The following is an 18,197-nucleotide window of genomic DNA, read 5'->3' as shown; positions in this document are numbered from 1 at the left end:
GTTATGCAAAATGTTAACACAGCTTTAGATTTAGGCGCTTGTTGATGAAGCTGAAAGTGGGAGATTCAACCCAACAGCAGGATCTGCTCCAAAAAGGAAACCCAGGCAGGCGCTGGCTGATGGGGCTGGCCATTCTGCTACTTTGCCTGGGATCCCCCAACCGCTGGCTGCATTGGTTTCCGGGGGCGCTGCTGGGCCTAGCCCCGCTGTTTGACTTGTGCGAACAACAGCAAGGGTGGGCGCGGTGGCGTTTGGCCTATGGCCTTTGGTTTTGGGTTTGCCTGTATGCCTTCTGGGTGGATCCCTTCTCAGTCAAGGTGCTGAGCGCCTGGGAGATCTTGGGGGGCGTGGTGGTGGCCCCCCTGATCCCCCTTTTCTTTACCACTGCTACGCTCCTGAGTTTGCATCTGAGTCATCCCCTGCCGCCTTGGGCGCGTCCGCTGGGCTTGGCCACGGTCTGGACAGGTTTGGATGGGCTGTTGGGCTTGCTCTGGTGGCCTATTCCCTTTCATTGGGGCTCCCTGTTGTTCGATTGGCCCCTTGCCATCCAGGTGGCCGATATCACAGGCATCTGGGGGGTTACCTTTTTTGCTGTGTTTGTCAATGGGGTGCTTTGGCAGATGGCCAGGCAGATGGCCCGAGGATCCCTGAGAACCTGCTTGGATGAGCTGCTCAGGAACAGGGATTTCTGGAGTACGCTCGCCTGGGGCCTGGGGTTGACGGGGCTGGTCTTGGCTTATGGAAGCGTGCGCCTGGCCTACTTCGATGCTTTGGCCAGGGATCCCGGCTTTCGGGTGGCGGCGGTGCAGCAGGTGGCTTGGTTGGAAGCCGATCGCAGTTGGGACTACCGCAGGGAGCGCTACCGGGAGCTGCATCAACTTTCTGCCCAGGGGGTGGCCGCCGGCGCACAATTGGTGATTTGGCCGGAGGGGGCGCTGCGGGCGCGGCTGCTGAATACCGCCCTGGAACCTTATGTGATCGAGCCGATGCAAGCGATTCTGCCGCCAGAAGGCGCTTTGATTACGGGGGCAACAGAGCCGGATCCCCGCACAGCCCATCTGCCGGAGGAGCAGCAGCGATTGTTGAACATGGCCCTGTTGTTCGACGCCCAGGGCAGCTTGCTGGATGGGTTTGGCAAGCAGTGGATCTTTCCCTATTTCGAGTCGGGGCGCTATGTGCCCTCGCCGGATGGCTATCGGCCTTTGGCCGGGGGCGAGCTTTTCGGGCCTTTGGGGGTGATGATCTGCCTGGAGAGCGTGCTGCCTGCGCCCAGCCGCGCTCTAACCCGTCATGGCGCCGAGTCTTTGATCGTGATTTCGGATGATAGCTGGTTTGGCAATAGCCACTGGCCGATGCTGCACGGCAAGCTCTCGGTTTTCCGGGCTGTGGAAAACCGGCGTAGCATGGTGTTTGTCAACAACACCGGCGGCAACCTGGTGGTGGATCCCTCAGGTCGGCTCCAGCAGGTCGGCCCCATCTTTCAGCGGGGGGTGATCACGGGAGAGGTAAGGCGGCGTTCTGAGACCACCTTCTACAGCCGCACGGGGGATTGGTTGGTGTGGCTGACGCTGGGGCTATCTCTGGGGTTGTGGCGCCGGGGATCCCGAGTAAGGCAAGGATGAGGTAAGATCAGTAAGCTTGCCCAGGATCAAGATCGGGATTGCTTGCTCCGGAGTGGCGGGTTCCCCCATCGAATCAACCGTTGCTGATGTAGCTCAGTCGGTAGAGCAGCTCACTCGTAATGAGCAGGTCATCGGTTCGAGTCCGATCATCAGCTTTCTGGATTGAGCACCTTGGAGCGCCTCAAACTTCTGCTCTATCCCCACCCGCCCATTGTCGGCGCCTACAGTTGTGGGGGGCACCAGAAAAGATTGCGGCTAGAGACCCCCAAGGAATGGAGAATATCCCTCATGATCCCTGTGCAGTACTTCCAATGCTCGGGATCTGCACACATGCGGTCGGGGTTAAACTCCAAGTTGTAATGGATAACATTGGGGATCCCTACAAACTCATCGGAAGACTGAAGGGAAATAACCAGCAACAAGAAAGGCTTGCCCCTGCGCTTAGCCGCCAGCTTATCTACCAAGTCAACAACAGCCTCTCGCCGGCAACCGCCTGTGCGCACGAACAAAACTTTATCGGCCTTTTCCAAGACATACAGAAAGCGCTTGGCGCGAGCTGTATAACGAGTCCGCATCCGCTCGTGGATTGGATTCATATTCTGCAGTGGATCTTCCCCTTCTTCCACCTCATGGCCGAAAGAAAGACCTGTCCACTTGCTGTGATAAATTCGCCTGTCTTCAGGGCTGTAGTGCAAATATTGCGGATCCCACATGCCCTGAAACTCGTGCTGGATCATATCGGCCACATCGGCCAAGTTGCTGGTGCGGGTCAGATCAAAAGGAAATGCAGGCCCGTCATATTCCAACTTGTAGAGCAGCATTCGCACCGCACAGCGATCCCCCAGGGGAACAACAGCAACGCGATGAATATCAGATAAGGCGCATGTGTATTCCAATAGCATGACCGAGTTGGGAGCGGCCTTGACCCGGCTTTCCAACCCCCCTTCTCCAATCATCAACGTGCGGAAAGGAGCATCGCGATAGAGGGGATCCTCATAAACCCCTGGTGGCAGAGCTCTGAGGGCAGCCCGCACTTCCTTCCACATGGGGTGGATGTTGTACTCGTGATTGCTCCGATTGATCACGCACAGGCGAGGCCTGGGATCAGAAGAGCCTTTTGAAGATCCACTGAGCTTGAGCAGGATCAGGGATCCATCCTCGAAGATCGTTTCTACTGCTTCTGCGGAAAAGAACTGAGCTATTGGGGAGAAGATGAGGTCGGCATCTGCAGGAATGGAGAGGGTGGTTTGAACCGAACTGTCCTCTTGTATGGAAAGTAAATGTAGGGTCTTGTCTCCTATCCTTGCATCGCTTCTGCCAATATACAGTCCCGGCTGCAGGCGTGATTTTTGGAAAGCAGTTTGCAAAGATTGCCAAGTTGGCGCAAGGGTATAAGGGTAGGGGGTTATATTCACGATGCGAAATTGATCTCTGCCTATTTCTGCAGCTACCCAAAAGCCATTGCCGTCTTCAAAAATGATTCGTTCTGCAGTGGATTGAGCCAGCTTTCCACGAGCCGACAGAACTTGGCCGGGATCCAAGAGCGAGAGATCGATGGCCTCAAACATGACCTGATGCCCCCTGGAATTGGGGTGAGCGGGGTCAAAAGCAAGGTCTGGTTTCCAGCGGCCCTGGCCATTGTCTAGGATGGGCAGCCAATTGAACACAGGGCATCCCCAACCGAGCATCTTTTGCTGAGTTTCCTGCAGAAGCAGATGCTGTTCTGGACCATAGTCGCCGTGAGGATAGACCCCTGCCAAGATGGGCAAAGCGCCTATATTTTGAATCTTCTCAATCAGGCGTCGCAGGCCGTTTTCAAACCGCCTTTGGACGGCACGTCGATGCTCCGGCAGAGCCGTGGCCAAGCCCTCATTTCCCAACGACAAGGCCACAATTACCACGTCCGGTTGTTCGGGAACGACAACTTGATCAAACCGTGCCAGCGTTCGGCTGACCGTAGCCCCCAATTCCGAGAGATTACGCACCCGATGGCCGTAGCGCTCCCGCAAGGCTTTCTGCAACAGCCAGGCCCAACCTCGCAATAGCCAGGCGCTGCACCCCAGGGCAACGGAGCTACCCAAAACAACTATCTTCAGTCCCGGCAAATCTTCAGGCTCAGGCTCAAGAATAGGGGTGGCAAAATAGCCGTAAGGACAGGAAGGGATCCGGCCAAACTCGCCATCTTCCACGATCAAAACTGATGGCAAAGGCTGAGGCTCAAGCGGCACCCAGCGATTCCTATCGGCAGCTTCCCAAATAACTTCGCCATCGGCCTGAACGCGCAGATATCGGTACTCCACTCGAGGGGTCTCTTGAGGCCACTCCCCGGAGGATAGGGGGCCAGAAGTGCCATCTGCCGGGCCTAATGGCAACTCCACCCACCAGAGCGGATAACAAGCGGGATCCGTCTGCAGCCAAACACAGCGGCTCGGATCCCAGGCGCCCAACCGAGGGCTGGATCCCACCAGGGCAATTCGATCACCGGGCTGAGTGGTGGCGCGAACTTGGAAACGATACATTTTTTTGGAAGTTTTTGGAGGAGGGGGAGAGGAACTTCTCCGGACTTGCCGGTAAACAGACATACTCAAGCAGTCGGCTTACTACCCTGCCGGCAACTTGCAAGAGAAAGCAGAGGCTGGGATCCAGTTCCGCCTCATCTGTCTTAGTCCTGACTTTGCTTTTAAAGAGAAATTCTGAAATCCGGAAACAGAAAATGACGGAAAGTCAGAAAAAGAGCCTCGGCTCAAAAGTAAGGCTATTAAGCCAGGATGTTTGCAGTAAAGAGTAGACTGAACTTTAGCCTTAGTTTAACATACTGTCCAAGGATTGTCTGTTTTCTAGAGCACCTTTAGACAGTTTCTGGAGTGCAAGTTTCCAATCGTCGCTGGGGCAAAATCACCTCAAAGGTGGATCCCTGCCCCACCTTGCTCTCAACCCGCACCTGTCCCCGGTGCTGCTCGGCGATGCTTTTGACAATGGCCAGCCCCAAACCTGAGCCCGACCGCCGATTGGGATCCCCGCTGCGGGCCGGATCCACCCGATAGAAACGGTCGAACAGGTGGGGCAGTGCCTGGGGTGGGATCCCCGGCCCGGTATCTTGCACCTGCAGCACCAGTTCTGGGGATCCGGAGCGCAGCCGCTGTTTTAGCCGCACCTGCACCTCGCCGCCGGGGGGGGTGTGGAGAAGGGCGTTTTCGATTAGGTTGGTGAACAGGCGGGCCAGTTGCTCTTCATCCCCCCAAAAGGCAAAGGGATCCCCTCCTGTCTCCTCTGGGGGGGCGGCCATATCCAGCTTTAGACGGATCCCTTTTTGGTTGGCCAAGCCCTGCAACTCTTCCACCACCTGCAGCAGCAGAGCATCCAGGGCACAGCAGCGGGGCTGGAAAGGCACCATGCCGCTGTCGTGGCGGGCCAGAAACAGCAGGTCGTCCACCAGCCGGCCCAGCCGCAGGCACAGCCGCTCCACCATCTGCCAGCGCTGGCGGGTGTCGGCATCCAATTGGGAGTCTGCCAAAGCCACCTGTACCGTGGTCTGGATGCTGGCCAAGGGGCTGCGCAGCTCGTGGGAGGCATCGGCGGTAAATTGCTTGAGCTGCTGGTAAGACTGGCGGATGGGCTGCATGGCCAAACCGGAGAGCAGCCAGCCGATTCCTCCTACACAGGCCAAACTGGCCGCTACCCAGAGGCTGAGATCCCGAATGAGCTGGCGTGTCGGCTTGCTCACCTCAAACCAGGGGTGGCTGACCCGCAAATACCCCAGCAGCTTCCCACTGGCCAGGATCGGCTCGGTGAACTGGCGCAGCCAATACCCAGGCGCGATGCGGGCGGTGTGCAGGGATCCCTCCGTCAGCAGGGGGGCAGGGATGCCGCCGGGCACGGTGGACCAGATGAGGGATCCCTGGGGATCAAACCACTCCAGGTCGATGTGGTCGTCTGCTAGGGTGCTGGGATCATCCCGAAAGCTGGCTTCCAAGCTGTGGCGGGCCTGCTGCGGGTCCAAGAGGCTCTCGTCCACCACCAGGGAGCGCTCGACAATTTCCACCACATGGCCCAGCGTGTCGTCCACCCGCTCAATCAGGGTTGACTGCACATACCAGTAGAAGCTGCCGGCAAACAGCAACAAAAACACCCCCGTTACCACCGTGTACCAGAGGGCCAGCCACCGCCGCGTTGCCTGGAACATGGGGTTGCACGGGAAGGGGAGAGGTTAGCTGTGGACACGAGGCTCGGGGTGAAGGGTGGAGAGGATCTCGGCTTCCACCTGCAGCAAAGCGTCCAGCCGCTCCTGCACCGGCTCGGCGGGGAACTGTTCTAGCGCCAGATCCAAATACAACTGCCAGTGCCGCTCTTCAGCCGCCGCCAGCCAGAGGTAAAACTGCCGCAGCTCCGGGTCGGGGACGTGGATCCCCAGCAGGCCTAGGCGTTCGTGGCTGCGGGCCTCGATGATGGCGGCCACTAGCAGTGCATCCAAGAGATGCTCCGGCTCGGAGCGGCGTAGGTGCTGGTTGAGGCGGCTGGCATAGGGAGCAGCCGAGAGGGGCCTGATCGGGATCCCCAGCCGTTGCAGGTGCCGGTGAACCCGCTCAAAGTGCTGCAGCTCCTCCCGCGCCAGTGGTGAAAGGGCTTCCACCAGCCGCCCGTTGGCCGGGTAGCGAAACAGCAAACTGAGGGCATTGCCCGCTGCTTTCTTCTCGCAGTTGGCGTGATCTAGCAAAATCAGGTCGAGGTGGCGAATGGCCTGCTCGATCCAGGCCGCGGAAGTTGGCGAGGCCAGTTGTAGCGTCGGCACAGGGTCAGAAGAGGTTGCAGGGATCAACAGCTTCCAAGTTGACCCATCCCGCCCGCTGCGGGAGCAGGGAACGGAACTGGGTCAATCGGATCTTAGCCTTGCCAGCGTACCCCTTTCTGCTAACTCCTAGATCCCGTCTGATGCTCTGGCAGCAGTTGTCCTTATCCCCGGCCCCTCTCCCAGAGAGAGTCAGCCCAAGCGCTCCGCGCCGCTCACGCGACCACCCCCAGCCCCTCTCCCAGAGGGAGTCAGCCCTCACCCCCAGCCCCTCTCCCAGAGGGAGAGGGGAGTTGCACTGCTGCCGAGCACAACTTTATTGCCTTGCTTGGGTCTTGCGGGGCTTTTTTAGTGATTCAAAGCCAAGGTTTTCCCTGCTACGACTGCTGCCATCTCCTGCAACAGATCCTCGGTCTCCTCCCAGCCGATGCAGCCGTCGGTGATGGAAACGCCGTACTTGAGTGGTGCCCCTTCCTGCCAGGTTTGCTTGCCTGGGTTGAGGTTGCTCTCCAGCATCAGCCCCATCAAGGCCCGCTGCCCTGCTTGGTACTGCCGCAGCACTGCCCGACAGACGGCTCCCTGCTGGCGGTAGTCTTTGTGGGAGTTGTCGTGGGAGCAGTCCACCATCACCGAGCGCGGGATCCCTTGATCCTTCATCAGCAGCGCCGCCCGCGCCACATCTTCCGGGCCGTAGTTGGTCTTGCCGCCGCCGCCGCGCAACACAATGTGCCGGTCTGGGTTGCCGGTGGTTTTCACCAGGGCCGTCATGCCGTCTTGGCCGATGCCCAGAAAACTGTGGGGGTGACTGGCGGAGAGAATGGCGTTGAGGGCAATTTCCAGCCGCCCGTCGGTGCCATTTTTGAAGCCCACGGGCATAGAGAGGCCACTGGCCATTTCCCGGTGGGTCTGGCTTTCGATGGTTCGGGCGCCGATGGCCGCCCAGCTCACCAGGTCTGCGGTGTATTGGGGAGTTACCGGATCCAACATTTCTGTGGCACAGGGCAAGCCCAGCTCGTTGATCTGCAATAGGATGGAACGGGCCAGTTGCAAGCCAGTGGCAATATCGCAGGAGCCGTCCAGGTGGGGATCATTAATGAGGCCCTTCCAGCCCACTGTGGTGCGCGGCTTCTCAAAATAGGTGCGCATCACAATCACCAGGTGCTCGCGGGTTCGATCGGCCACCCGCTTGAGGCGGTGGGCATACTCCAAGGCCGCTTCGGGATCGTGGATGGAACAGGGGCCGACAATCACCACCAAGCGATGGAGATCCCGCCCGTGGATGATGTCGCGGATGGCTTGCCGCGTGGAGAGCACCACTTGGGCTGCCGTTTCCGTCAGCGGCAGCTTGGCCTTGACAGCAGCAGGGGCAATCAAGGGAGTCACCTCTTGGATGTTGCAGTTGTCGGTTTGGGGGGGCATAGAACTGTCCTTCATCGTGGGCAAGATTGTGTGCAAGGGATGGGAAGTGAGGGAATGGAGCATCGAGCCATCAAAAAAGCCCTGGCACTGGGCTCAGGGCTTCAGGACTGACTCGGGTAAACCTAGGCTCTATAGTTTACGCGCCACCCTTCCGCCCTGGTCGTTGCCAGGGAAAGCTAAAGTAGCCAAAAAAGGGAGCGCGCCAGGTCATCTTCAGGGGAAGGAACTCGGAATCTGTACGAGATGAGTATAGCGGAAGTATACCCAAAAAGAAACTGGATTTACCAAGACGGGTTCAGGTTCTGGGTCGCTCCCAGGGTTCCCAGGCGCAGCCCAGAGGACGGTTTTCTCCCACCCAGATCAAGAAGCTTGCCCGCTCCGTAGCCATCACTCTGCGACGCTGTTGCAAGCGGGGCGAGGAGAAAAGCTTCAGGGCGGTGAGGGACTTCTTTCCGCTGCCTCAGCCCGACAAGGTCGCAGCGGCGAAAGCCCCGCAAGCCCGGTGGAAATCAAGAAAGTCAGCAGAACTCTGGGCTTCTGTCCTAGGAAACAGTTTTCAGAAGGATCTAGCCCGGACGGCAGCCGCTTCCTGGATTACCTCGTCTCCAGGCTGTAGCCCACTGTGGATCTCCACCTGATCCCCATAGCGGGATCCCACCACCACGGGCGTAAACAGCGGCTTGCCGTCCACCAGCCGGTACACGCCCGTAAGGCCGAACTGTTCTACCAGGCTTGCTTGGGGCAGGAGCAGGGCTTGGCGGGTTTCTCCTGCCAACTTCAGACGGCCCAGCATGCCCGGCATTGCTCCGGGGAGCGGGGGAATCTCCACCTTCACCTCCACCGTTCTTGAGCTGGGGTCGGCGCTGGGGATGATTTGGCGGATGGTTCCCTCCACGGTTTGGTTGAGGCTGTCGATGCTGATGGGCACCGCTTGTCCCACCCGGATTTGGCCGGCCAGGGATTCGGGCAAGGCCACGGAAAACCGCAGCCGCTCGCTGCTTTCTAGCTCCACAATCGGCTGGCCCGGCCCCGCCAAAGCCCCTACCTCCACATACTTGCGGGTGACAACGCCGGCAAAGGGGGCAACCAGGGTTCCGTAGGCAAGGTTGGCTTGGGTTTGCGCCACCCCTGCCTGGGCCTGGGCCATGGCTGCCTGCACCTCAGGGATCCGGCTTTCCGCCTGGGCAAGCTGGGCCCGTGCTTGGGTCAATCCCTGTTCGGCCTGCTGGATCCCGGCCTCGAGCTGGGCCAGGCGGCCCAGGAGCACGGCTACCCGCGTATTGGCCTGATCCACCTGGGCTTGGGCCACGGCTCCTTCGGCGTGCAGCTTCTGCATCCGCTCTTGGTGCAAACGGGCCTCCTGCAGCTCCGCTTCCGCCTGCTGCTTCTGGGCTTGCACCTGGCGCAAGGCTTCTTCCGCTCCCCTCACCCCCGCCTGGGCGGCCAGAAGGCCTGCTTGGGCCTGCTGCAGTTGCGCCTCAGCCTGTTGCCGCTGGGCTTGGGCCTGTTGCTGGGCGGCTTGCACATCGCTGATATCCAGGCGGGCAATCAGGGATCCAGCCGCCACCCGCTGCCCCTCCTGAACCGGCAGCTCCACGACTCGGCCCACGATGCGGCTGCTGAGGGGGGTGCGCTCCACGGCCTCTAGGCTGCCCACCAGGATCCGCTCTTGGCTGATTTCCCGTGGCTTGACCTCCAGCGTGGTCAGCGGGGCGGCCTCGGTGGCTTCCAGGGATCCTGTCCCGCCGACGCGACCGGCAACCTCCAAAGCTGCCCCCCCTTGGCCGGGCCGGCCTTGGGATCTCAGCAGCCAGCCGCCCAGCCCCCCTAGCGAGAGGAAGAGCAGCGCCCAGCCCAGGTGGCCCCAGCTCCAGCCGGAAAACGTTTGTTGTTGCAACCTGCCGACTTGAGTTTTCATAGCGCAAGTGTCCGGCGTAACTTGAGCGTGACGAGAAAATCGGAACTTTTCTAAGGGGAGACCAAATCTCCCAATGGCTTGGAGATGGGCTCTATCAGAGAGAGCCCCACCCCCTGCAAACTGAGGCGCTCAAACCAAGGCACCGCCCACCCCCAGCGCATCTTGGCCAGGAAATAGTGCTCAAAGGCGGACTTGAGCCAACTGACCCATGGCCCTTGTACGGCCAGGGCGCGGCGGCGGCGCCCCAGCACCGGCAAGACAGGATCCGCCAAAAAGAGAATGCCCGTATCGCCGAAGTCGGCAAAGCAGATGGCTTCCAGCGTCGGGCTCACGGGTTCCCCCCGCAGGGCTCCCAGGCGCAGGGCGATATTGTGCGCCACTGCCATCCCCATCGCCTCGGTCATCTGGCCGGTTTTGGGCACTCCCACCGGCAAAGGGGTTGTCTCGGAAGGGGCTAGCTGGGTCACCACGCCCACCGCATAGAAGCTATCGAAGTCGGGATGCTGGTAGGTGGAAGTTACCGGCAGGAAACCGCGGGCGTCCGTCAGGCCGGGGACTTCCCGCAGGAACTGGGCTCCCCGGAAGGGCGGCAGCAGCATGGCGTAGGCAAAAGGGATCCGCTCCCCTTCTGCCAGCACGATTTCCCCCTCTTCGACACGGGCAATGGCAGTATTGGCCAAAACCCGGATCTGCCGCTGGGCCAGCAGCCGTTTCACCAGCTCCTCGGCCCCCGCCATGCCGCCAATCCCGAAATGGCCAGCATAGGGCTCCGGCGTGATGAAGGTGATGGGCACCTGCTCCCGCAGCCCTCTTTTTCGCAACTGCCCCTCGGCCAGCAAGACAAACTCATAGGCCGGCCCAAAACAACTGGCCCCCGGCACCGCCCCCACCACCAGCGGCCCCGGCTGGCGGAGAAACTCTGCCCACGCCTTCTGAGCTAGCAAAGCATGGTGCGGCGTGCACACCGACTGGGTAAACCCCTGTTCCGGCCCCAGACCTGGGATGGCGTCCAAGGCCAACTCCGCTCCCGTGGCCACCACCAAGTAGTCGTAGGCCAGAGGCTCCCCGTTAACCCGCAGGGTGCGCTTTGGCGGCTGCAAGTCGGTTACCGTGCCCTGGATAAATTCAATCCCCTTCCTCTCCAGCCGCTGCGGCAGCTCCACCTGAATGTCCGCCAGCCGCTTCAGGCCCAGCGCCACCCACGGCAGAGAAGGGGTAAACGTAAACTTTGGAGTATTGCTGACTACAGTTACCTGGTGGGATCCCTGCGGCAAAAGATGCCGCAGCTCGTAGGCAGTAGGCAGCCCTCCCAGCCCAGCCCCAATGATGACGACGCGAGCCATAGAAAATGCCCCCTCTTTTCTGAACTTGATGAAAAAAACCTGCGGCCAGAAGCCGATCCCAAGAGCGCCCTCCTTCACACCCACCAGGGCAGACTCCCCGTTCGCGGATCGACATCCAACCAGGGAGAGAGCCAGATCCACCCCTCCCGCACCTCCACCCGCACCAGTTTCAGAGGCAGCGCTGCCGGCCCTCGAATCACCGAGCCATCAGCCGCATAGCGGGATCCGTGACAAGGACACTGGAACTCTTCGGCCAGCGGGTTCCACGGGAAGGTGCAGCCCAGGTGGGTACAGTTGTTCACCAGCCCTTGCTCGTCCAGCTTCCCCCCCTCCCTAACGGTAAGGTAGGTGGGCTCCCCCGCCAGACCCGCCACCAGCGCCCGCGTCCCAGACGGCTCTGCCAAGATCTGCTCCGCCGGGATCGGGTTCCCCAGTTTGTCTTTGGCCAGGGCCGATCCATTGGCGGATCCCTCCGCCGGCGGGATGAGATAGCGGCCCAGCGGGTAGAGCACCGAACCCGCCACCGCCGCCAGCGCCGAGCCGGTCAGGAAGTTGAGAAAACGGCGCCGCGACAGCGGCGGCTCTTCAAACGGAACCAGGGCGGCGTCCATAGAAATTAAACTCCTTTGCAACCTTCTCCTATCATTATCATTATTTTGGCAAACTATATAACTATATGTCGATAGAAAGATAATACAGAGTCCCCTTCCTCTCCCTGGGACAAGGGGCTATTGAGGAGATTCCTCCTCTTCGGGAATGAACACGGCGTACATGCCCCGCAGGTCTCCCACCTTGAAGTCGTAGGCCCGGTCTTGGGGGTACTTGCTGACAATGAAGGCCGGTCGCGAGTCCTTGGGCCCATGACAGGCCAGGCAGCTAGCCTCGACGTTGATGCGGCGGTAGTAGCGAATGCCCCTCTGGCCAGCCAGCACTTCCCGCTCCCAAAAGCCAATGAGCTCCGGATCCCGCTGGAAACGGGCCAGGGCCATCGTGGCGTGTAGATTGTCGGGGGCGTGCTCCGGGTTACGGTACTTTTGGGCAATTTGCTTAACTTGCCAGCCATTTTCTTGGGCCAGGGCCTGCGCCTGCACCGCCACAGGGCGACAAACCTGTTTGAAGGTCTCGGCATCCACCCCCGCAGGTGGGGATCCGGCCAAGCTGGCCGCCAGGCCGTGCCGCAGTTGATCCAGGTATTCTACGGACTCCACCGCTTTGGCCAGTTGGGCGGGATCCGGCTGGGCCAAGGCTGCGGCAGCGCCCCAGCCCAAGCTGCCTAAGGCCACCGCCAGCAAGAGCCATCTTCTCAGGTATGTCCACATCGTCTTGTCTCCTTCTCGAAGGGTGGATGTCAAAAAGTTTCTCTACGGGTGGGATGGCTGGTGCTCCAGAGCCGGCTTGGCTTTGGCAAGGCGGATTTGCTCCCCGTAGAACCAGATGGGAATGACCACCAGGGTCAGAGCCGAAGAGGTCAACATCCCCGTCAACAGCGTCCAGGCCAAGCCTGACCACACCGGGTCGGACAAGATGGGTACCGTGCCCAGCATGGTGGTGATGCTGGTCAGCAAAATCGGACGGAAACGAACGGCCCCGGCTGCCACAAGGGCTTTCTCCAGGCTGACTCCCTGCGCCCGCTGGTCGGCGATAAACTCCAGCAAGACGATGGCGTTGCGCACCACGATCCCCGCCAAGGCGATCACCCCAATCATGGCCGTGGCGCTGAAGTACACTCCGTTGAGGCTAAAGCCCACCAGGATGCCGATAAGGGCCAGGGGAATGCTGCCCAAGATGATCAGCGGAACCTTGAAGCTGCGGAACTGGCCCACCAGGATGAGGTAAATCAACAAAATGGCTACCAACATCGCGAGGCCCAGATCCCGGAACACGTCCAGGGTCAGCTTCCATTCCCCATCCCACTGGATCCAAAAGCCCTTGGGGAGGGGATGCCGCCAGAAATAGGCTATTTGATCCAAGACTGCATAGACCGAGGAGCGGCGGGCCATCTCGCCCATTACGTAGGCCACGGGCCGCTGGTCTTTATGGAAGATGGGCTCGTCGGCCACTGTGGGCACCCACTCCACCAGCTCCGACAGGGGAACCAGGGATCCCGTCGGCGTCGGCAGTTGAATGCGGTTGAGATCCTCCAGGCTTTGCCGGGCCGACGGCTCGAGGCGGACATGGATCCCCACGGGTGTCAGCTCCCCAGGCAGTTGCAGGATGCTGACGGTGGATCCCCGCAGGGCCAAGCTCAAGGTCTGGGAGACCTCCGCCGTGGTCAGGCCGACGCGGTTGGCCCGCTCCGGATCCACCTTCAGGGTCAACTGGGGAATGGGGTTTTTCACCGAGTCGTCGATGTCCACCACGCCCTCCGTCTCGCCAAACACCTGGCGCACCTGCTTGGCCAACTGCCGCAGTTGGGCGTAGTCGGGGCCATAGATTTCTGCCAGCAGGGTAGACCGCACGGGCGGCCCAGGTGGATCTTCCACCAGCTTGACGATGGCGTTGTGCCGCTCCGCCACCGCTTGCATAGCAGGCCGTAGGCGCAGCACGATCCCTTCCGAGTCGATCCGACGGGCTTCCGGCTGGCTGAGGTGGACGCGGATGTCGGCCACATCCTCGCCCTCGCGGCGGTAGGATCCCCGCAGCAGGCCGTTGAAGTCCACCGGCGCCCCTGTACCCACGTAGGTTTCAAAGCTAAACACCTCGGGATCCTGCTTGAGCACCTCCTCCAGCTCGCGGGCTACAGCGTCGGTAGCGGCCAGCTCCGTCCCCCGCGGCATATCCAACTGCACTAGGAAGGTGTCCTTGTCCGCCTTGGGCAGCATGCGAAACTTTACCACCTGGGTCAGGGGTAGGAGAAAGCTGGCCAAGAACAGGCCGGTGACCACCCCGATCAGCAGACGCCGCCGGAAGGCCGACTCCAGCAGCGGCTGCATCACGCGGCGGTAGAGCCGATACAGGCGCGTTTCTTCCAGAGCGAGCTGGGGTGGAGAGGCCTCGGTGGAGGACTTGAGGCGAATCCAGCGGGCCGCCAGAAAGGGGGTAACCGTCAGGGCCAGCGTTGTGCTGATGATCATCGCCACCGGCACATTAAAAGGGATCGGCCCCATGTAGGGCCCCATCATCCCCGTGACAAAGCGCATGGGCAGGAAGGCCAAAATGACCGTGATGGTGGAGAGAATAACCGGCACACCCAATTCCTCCACCGCGGCAATCGCCTCCTCCACCTTCTCGCGAAAGTTCATGCCGGGGCGCAGCTCAAAGCGACGGTGGATATTCTCCGTAACGGCGATGGCGTCGTCCACCAAGGTGCCCAGGGCCAGGATCAGGGCAAAGAGGGTGATGCGGTTAATCGTTTGGCCGGCAACCCAGCCCACGCCCAGCGTGCCGGCCAAAGTTAACGGGATTACAAAAGCCACAATGGCCGCCTCCCGCCAGCCCAGGAAGATCAACAACAGGCCCACCACAATGCCGATGGCCTGGAAGAGGCTGTTGTAGAGGTTCCCAACCGCTTTTGAGGCCGTCCGCCCGTCGTTGCGGGTGACGGCAACTTGGATCCCGGGAGGCAACTGCGGCCGCAACTCTTCCAGCCGCCGAAAAATGGCCTTGGCTACGGTGACCGCGTTGGTTCCCGGCTTCTTGGCAATGCCGATGGTGACCGCCGGCTGGGTGATCCACTCTCCCGTCGAGCGGCGGCGCGGATCCGGATAGGGCTCTGTGATGGGCTCGTCGCTGCGGAAGTGGATGCGGGTTAGGGAGGTGCGCTCGGCAAACTCATCCCGCACGCTGGCTACATCTCTGAGATAGACCTCTGGCTTGACCTGAATGGCGGCCACGTCCTCGGCCGAGGCCAGCCGCTGCCCTCCCTCCAGGCGGATCTGCTGGGATCCCACCTCCACTTCTCCCGCCGGCAGTTGCAAGTTTTCGGCGGCAATCTGTTGGGCCACCTGGGTCGGGGAAAGACCATAGCTGGCCAGCCGCTCCGGATCCAAATCCACCCGGATGGTGCGGGGATGCCCCCCCACCAGCGTCAGGTGGGCCGTGTTGGGAAGGCTGCGCAGATCCTCCAGCAGCCGCTCTCCCACCCGCCGTAGCTGATTGTCGGTGTAGTCGGCCCCTGTCAAGGTCAGGGTAACGATGGGAACATCGTCAATGATGACCGGCTGCACCTGATAGCTGGCGCCGGGGGGGAAGAGCTCGGGGTGGCTAAACAGATGGTTTTGCAGCTTAAACAGGCTGTCTTCCCAGTTTTCCCCCACCTCATACTGCACCGTGATCAAGCCGCCAGAGGCCTGGGCCACCGAGTAGATGTGGTCGATCCCTGTCAGCTCCCGTAGCTTCGCTTCCACAGGGGTGATCAGCGTCTTCTCCACGACCTCGGCACTGGCCCCCGGATACCGCAAAACTACATCCGCTGCCGGGACGACAATTTGCGGGTTTTCTTCCTTGGGGGTCAAGGTCGCCGCCAGCAGGCCAAAGATGGCCAGACCCACAATAATCAAGGAAGTAAGCTGGGCGTTGTTGATAAAGTAAGCGGTAACCCGCCCCACCCCTTGGTGCGGCTTCTCCAGCTCTGACATGGGAAAAATCCAGATTGGTTCATGCTTATACTACCATATAGCTATACCTTTATGCATCCATAGCTGCTCTTGCCCGTCTTCCGAAGCCGTCACCTGAGGTAGGCCCAGCAAAGGACGAACTGCTACTCGTGGCTGGGTCTAGGAGGGGATCCTGGCTTGGCAATCCAGTAGCCGCACTGGTGTTCTCCGTTCACCTGCCAGGTGAGGCGCTCCACCCGACAATCGGGCAGGGCGGCGGCAAACATCTCCAGCTCGTGGCCGCAGACGCTGGGAAAGCGCTGGGCAATCTGGGCGATGGCGCAGTGGTGCTCCACCAAGACATATTGCTCGACATACTGCTCAGAGCCTTCTGCTGCAATCGGGGCAGCCAGGTTGGCAGGATAGGGGTAGTACTCCGCCATGTAGCCCTCTGCCTGGCGCAACTGCACCAGGCGCTCCAGCCGCTCGGCCAGGGATCCGGAGCCCATCTGGGCTTGGTACTCCTGGGCTTTGCGCTGCCACTGCTGCTGGAGCAGGGATCCCATCTGTTCGGATCCCAGGGTTTCAGCCAGCGTATTGAGCAGACCGAGGGCAAACTCGTCGTAGCCGGTGGGGAATTGCGCTTCTCCTTGGGGGCTGAGCTGATAGAGGTGCTGGGGGCGGCCCAAACCGCTAGCTTGAGCGACATGGTGGATCAGCCCCTCTGCCTCCAGATCCTTGAGGTGGCGGCGAATGGCCTGGGGAGAAATGCCCAAGTGCTCTGCCAGAGTCTGGGCGGTGGCCTGCCCCGTCTTGCGTAGGTAGATCAAGATAGCCTGCTTGCTGGAAACGGGTTGCGTGAACGGATCGGTGATCTTGCGCGCGCTCTCCACCCTCGCCCTCCTGGTTAGACTGGGTTTACTCGGCTGCCGCTGCCAGCACCGCTACTTTGACAAGGGGATCATTGCTAAAGTAACCTGAGGATTAGTTAAGCAACAACCATGTTGTTTTAATTGGCCATCTGTTTTGCCCCTGTCCCTAACCGAGAGCCATCCATGTCTACGAGCGTCCGCACCCTAATTAGCCAGCCCTACAAGTACGGCTTTGTTACCGACATCGCCTCTGAGTCCATCGGCAAAGGCTTAAATGAGGACATCATTCGGCAAATCTGGGCCAAGAAGGGGGAGCCGGACTTTATGCTGGAGTTCCGGCTGCGGGCCTACCGCCAGTGGCTGAAGATGAGCGAGCCCACCTGGCCGAATGTGACCTACCCGCCCATCGACTACCAGAACATCGTTTACTACTCCGCTCCCAAGGTAAAGGAGAAGAAAAAGAGCCTCGACGAAGTGGATCCCGTGCTGCTGGAAACCTTTGAGAAGCTGGGGATCCCTTTGTCGGAGCAGAAGCGGCTGGCCAATGTGGCGGTGGACGCCATTTTCGACAGCGTCTCGGTGGCCACCACCTTCCGGGAAAAGCTGGCCAAGGAAGGGATCATTTTCTGCTCCATGTCGGAGGCGCTGCGGGAGTACCCTGAGCTGGTGCGCAAGTACCTGGGCACGGTAGTACCCATTGCCGACAACTACTACGCGGCGCTGAACTCGGCAGTGTTTAGCGATGGCTCCTTTGTCTATGTGCCCAAAGGGGTGCGCTGCCCGATGGAGCTGTCCACCTATTTCCGCATCAACAACGGCGAGTCGGGCCAGTTTGAGCGCACCCTGATCATTGCTGACGAGGGATCCTACGTCAGCTACCTGGAAGGCTGCACGGCCCCCATGTTCGACACCAACCAACTGCACGCGGCGGTGGTGGAGCTGATTGCCCTGGACAATGCCGAGATCAAGTACTCGACGGTGCAGAACTGGTATGCCGGCGACGAAAACGGCAAGGGCGGCATCTACAACTTCGTGACCAAACGCGGCCTCTGTCAGGGGGCCAACTCCAAGATCTCCTGGACGCAGGTGGAGACCGGCTCGGCCATCACCTGGAAATATCCGAGCTGCGTGCTGGTGGGGGAAAACTCGGTGGGCGAGTTCTACTCAGTGGCCCTGACCAACCACTACCAGCAGGCCGATACCGGCACCAAGATGATCCACATAGGCCGCAACACCCGCAGCAGAATTATCTCCAAAGGCATCTCGGCGGGGCATTCCAAAAACAGCTATCGCGGCCTGGTGAAAATTGGGCCCAAGGCAGAAGGCGCCCGCAACTTTTCCCAGTGTGATTCCATGTTGATTGGGGATCAGTGCAGCGCCAACACCTTCCCCTACATTGAAGTGCAAAACAACACTGCCAAAGTAGAGCACGAAGCTTCCACTTCCAAAATCGGAGAAGAGCAACTGTTCTACTTCCAGTCGCGCGGCATTTCTGTAGAAGACGCCGTCTCCATGATCATCAGCGGCTTCTGCCGAGAGGTGTTCAACCAATTGCCAATGGAGTTTGCCGTCGAGGCGGATCGGCTGCTGAGCCTGAAGCTAGAGGGATCCGTTGGCTAGATCCCTGGCGAGCGGCTATGCTCGTTGCCAATTGCCGAGCAGCCTGGCGCAGCTCCACCTTGGGGGCGGCGCTGAAGGGGTA

12 protein-coding genes and 1 tRNA gene are annotated in these 18,197 nt (G+C 60.4%); 3 read left to right on the top strand and 10 right to left on the bottom strand.

The genetic code is table 11. The features are described 5' to 3' along the window. The first annotated feature begins 44 nt into the window (after positions 1–44). Together NW851_RS10420 and NW851_RS10415 are read left to right on the top strand one after the other, a co-directional pair. Positions 45–1,622, top strand: a complete 1,578-nt coding sequence (locus NW851_RS10420; RefSeq protein WP_414334065.1) for an apolipoprotein N-acyltransferase — start codon at positions 45–47, stop codon at positions 1,620–1,622. 82 nt (positions 1,623–1,704) lie between these two features. Next, positions 1,705–1,777, top strand: a tRNA-Thr gene (locus NW851_RS10415). A gap of 66 nt (positions 1,778–1,843) precedes the next feature. On the opposite strand, the gene NW851_RS10410 is transcribed toward NW851_RS10415, so the two are convergent. From NW851_RS10410 to sufR, 10 genes are all read right to left on the bottom strand, one after another. Continuing rightward, positions 1,844–4,141, bottom strand: coding sequence for a DUF1796 family putative cysteine peptidase (locus tag NW851_RS10410; protein WP_414338317.1), 2,298 nt, complete (start codon positions 4,139–4,141; stop codon positions 1,844–1,846). A gap of 329 nt (positions 4,142–4,470) precedes the next feature. Beyond that, positions 4,471–5,805 (bottom strand): sensor histidine kinase, encoded by a 1,335-nt coding sequence (locus NW851_RS10405; protein WP_414338314.1) that lies wholly within the window; start codon positions 5,803–5,805, stop codon positions 4,471–4,473. 24 nt (positions 5,806–5,829) lie between these two features. Next, positions 5,830–6,411: a tRNA-(ms[2]io[6]A)-hydroxylase gene (locus NW851_RS10400; protein ID WP_414338312.1), complete on the bottom strand. Its 582-nt coding sequence runs from the start codon at positions 6,409–6,411 to the stop codon at positions 5,830–5,832. Positions 6,412–6,756: 345 nt separating this feature from the next. Further along, positions 6,757–7,827, bottom strand: a complete 1,071-nt coding sequence (locus tag NW851_RS10395; RefSeq protein WP_414336186.1) for a 3-deoxy-7-phosphoheptulonate synthase — start codon at positions 7,825–7,827, stop codon at positions 6,757–6,759. A gap of 556 nt (positions 7,828–8,383) precedes the next feature. Beyond that, positions 8,384–9,745, bottom strand: coding sequence for an efflux RND transporter periplasmic adaptor subunit (locus NW851_RS10390; RefSeq protein ID WP_414338309.1), 1,362 nt, complete (start codon positions 9,743–9,745; stop codon positions 8,384–8,386). A gap of 50 nt (positions 9,746–9,795) precedes the next feature. Then, on the bottom strand, positions 9,796–11,088 hold the full coding sequence (locus NW851_RS10385; protein WP_414338307.1) for an NAD(P)/FAD-dependent oxidoreductase: 1,293 nt from the start codon (positions 11,086–11,088) through the stop codon (positions 9,796–9,798). A gap of 74 nt (positions 11,089–11,162) precedes the next feature. Further along, a complete protein-coding gene (gene petC / locus NW851_RS10380; RefSeq protein ID WP_414338304.1) occupies positions 11,163–11,699 on the bottom strand; it encodes a cytochrome b6-f complex iron-sulfur subunit in 537 nt (178 codons plus the stop codon). Between the two features lie 117 nt (positions 11,700–11,816). Further along, entirely contained in the window at positions 11,817–12,407 is a 591-nt protein-coding gene (locus NW851_RS10375) for a DUF3365 domain-containing protein (protein WP_414333930.1), read from the bottom strand. 42 nt (positions 12,408–12,449) lie between these two features. After that, positions 12,450–15,665: an efflux RND transporter permease subunit gene (locus tag NW851_RS10370; RefSeq protein ID WP_414338301.1), complete on the bottom strand. Its 3,216-nt coding sequence runs from the start codon at positions 15,663–15,665 to the stop codon at positions 12,450–12,452. A 122-nt stretch (positions 15,666–15,787) separates the two neighbouring features. After that, positions 15,788–16,516: an iron-sulfur cluster biosynthesis transcriptional regulator SufR gene (gene sufR / locus NW851_RS10365; RefSeq protein ID WP_414333924.1), complete on the bottom strand. Its 729-nt coding sequence runs from the start codon at positions 16,514–16,516 to the stop codon at positions 15,788–15,790. Positions 16,517–16,678: 162 nt separating this feature from the next. Here sufR and sufB point away from each other — a divergent pair, with 162 nt between their 5' ends. Further along, positions 16,679–18,115 carry a Fe-S cluster assembly protein SufB gene (gene sufB, locus NW851_RS10360; RefSeq protein WP_414333922.1) on the top strand — a complete coding sequence of 479 codons (1,437 nt, stop codon included), beginning with the start codon at positions 16,679–16,681 and terminating at the stop codon, positions 18,113–18,115. The last annotated feature ends 82 nt before the right edge of the window (positions 18,116–18,197 follow it).

It is taken from the genome of Synechococcus sp. H55.7 (genome assembly GCF_047462395.1).
Taxonomy (GTDB): domain Bacteria; phylum Cyanobacteriota; class Cyanobacteriia; order Thermostichales; family Thermostichaceae; genus Thermostichus.
The sequence above is the reverse complement of the archived record's forward strand: the minus strand, read 5'-3'. Positions and strand labels throughout refer to the sequence as shown.

What these genes read in the sequence shown, in the direction of transcription:
- NW851_RS10390 (WP_414338309.1), bottom strand. Translation starts at nt 9,745, where the DNA reads ATGAAAACTCAAGTCGGCAGGTTGCAACAACAAACGTTTTCCGGCTGG.
- petC (WP_414338304.1), bottom strand. Translation starts at nt 11,699, where the DNA reads ATGGACGCCGCCCTGGTTCCGTTTGAAGAGCCGCCGCTGTCGCGGCGC.
- NW851_RS10405 (WP_414338314.1), bottom strand. Translation starts at nt 5,805, where the DNA reads ATGTTCCAGGCAACGCGGCGGTGGCTGGCCCTCTGGTACACGGTGGTA.
- sufB (WP_414333922.1), top strand. Translation starts at nt 16,679, where the DNA reads ATGTCTACGAGCGTCCGCACCCTAATTAGCCAGCCCTACAAGTACGGC.
- NW851_RS10375 (WP_414333930.1), bottom strand. Translation starts at nt 12,407, where the DNA reads ATGTGGACATACCTGAGAAGATGGCTCTTGCTGGCGGTGGCCTTAGGC.
- NW851_RS10410 (WP_414338317.1), bottom strand. Translation starts at nt 4,141, where the DNA reads ATGTATCGTTTCCAAGTTCGCGCCACCACTCAGCCCGGTGATCGAATT.
- NW851_RS10420 (WP_414334065.1), top strand. Translation starts at nt 45, where the DNA reads ATGAAGCTGAAAGTGGGAGATTCAACCCAACAGCAGGATCTGCTCCAA.
- NW851_RS10395 (WP_414336186.1), bottom strand. Translation starts at nt 7,827, where the DNA reads ATGCCCCCCCAAACCGACAACTGCAACATCCAAGAGGTGACTCCCTTG.
- NW851_RS10385 (WP_414338307.1), bottom strand. Translation starts at nt 11,088, where the DNA reads ATGGCTCGCGTCGTCATCATTGGGGCTGGGCTGGGAGGGCTGCCTACT.
- NW851_RS10370 (WP_414338301.1), bottom strand. Translation starts at nt 15,665, where the DNA reads ATGTCAGAGCTGGAGAAGCCGCACCAAGGGGTGGGGCGGGTTACCGCT.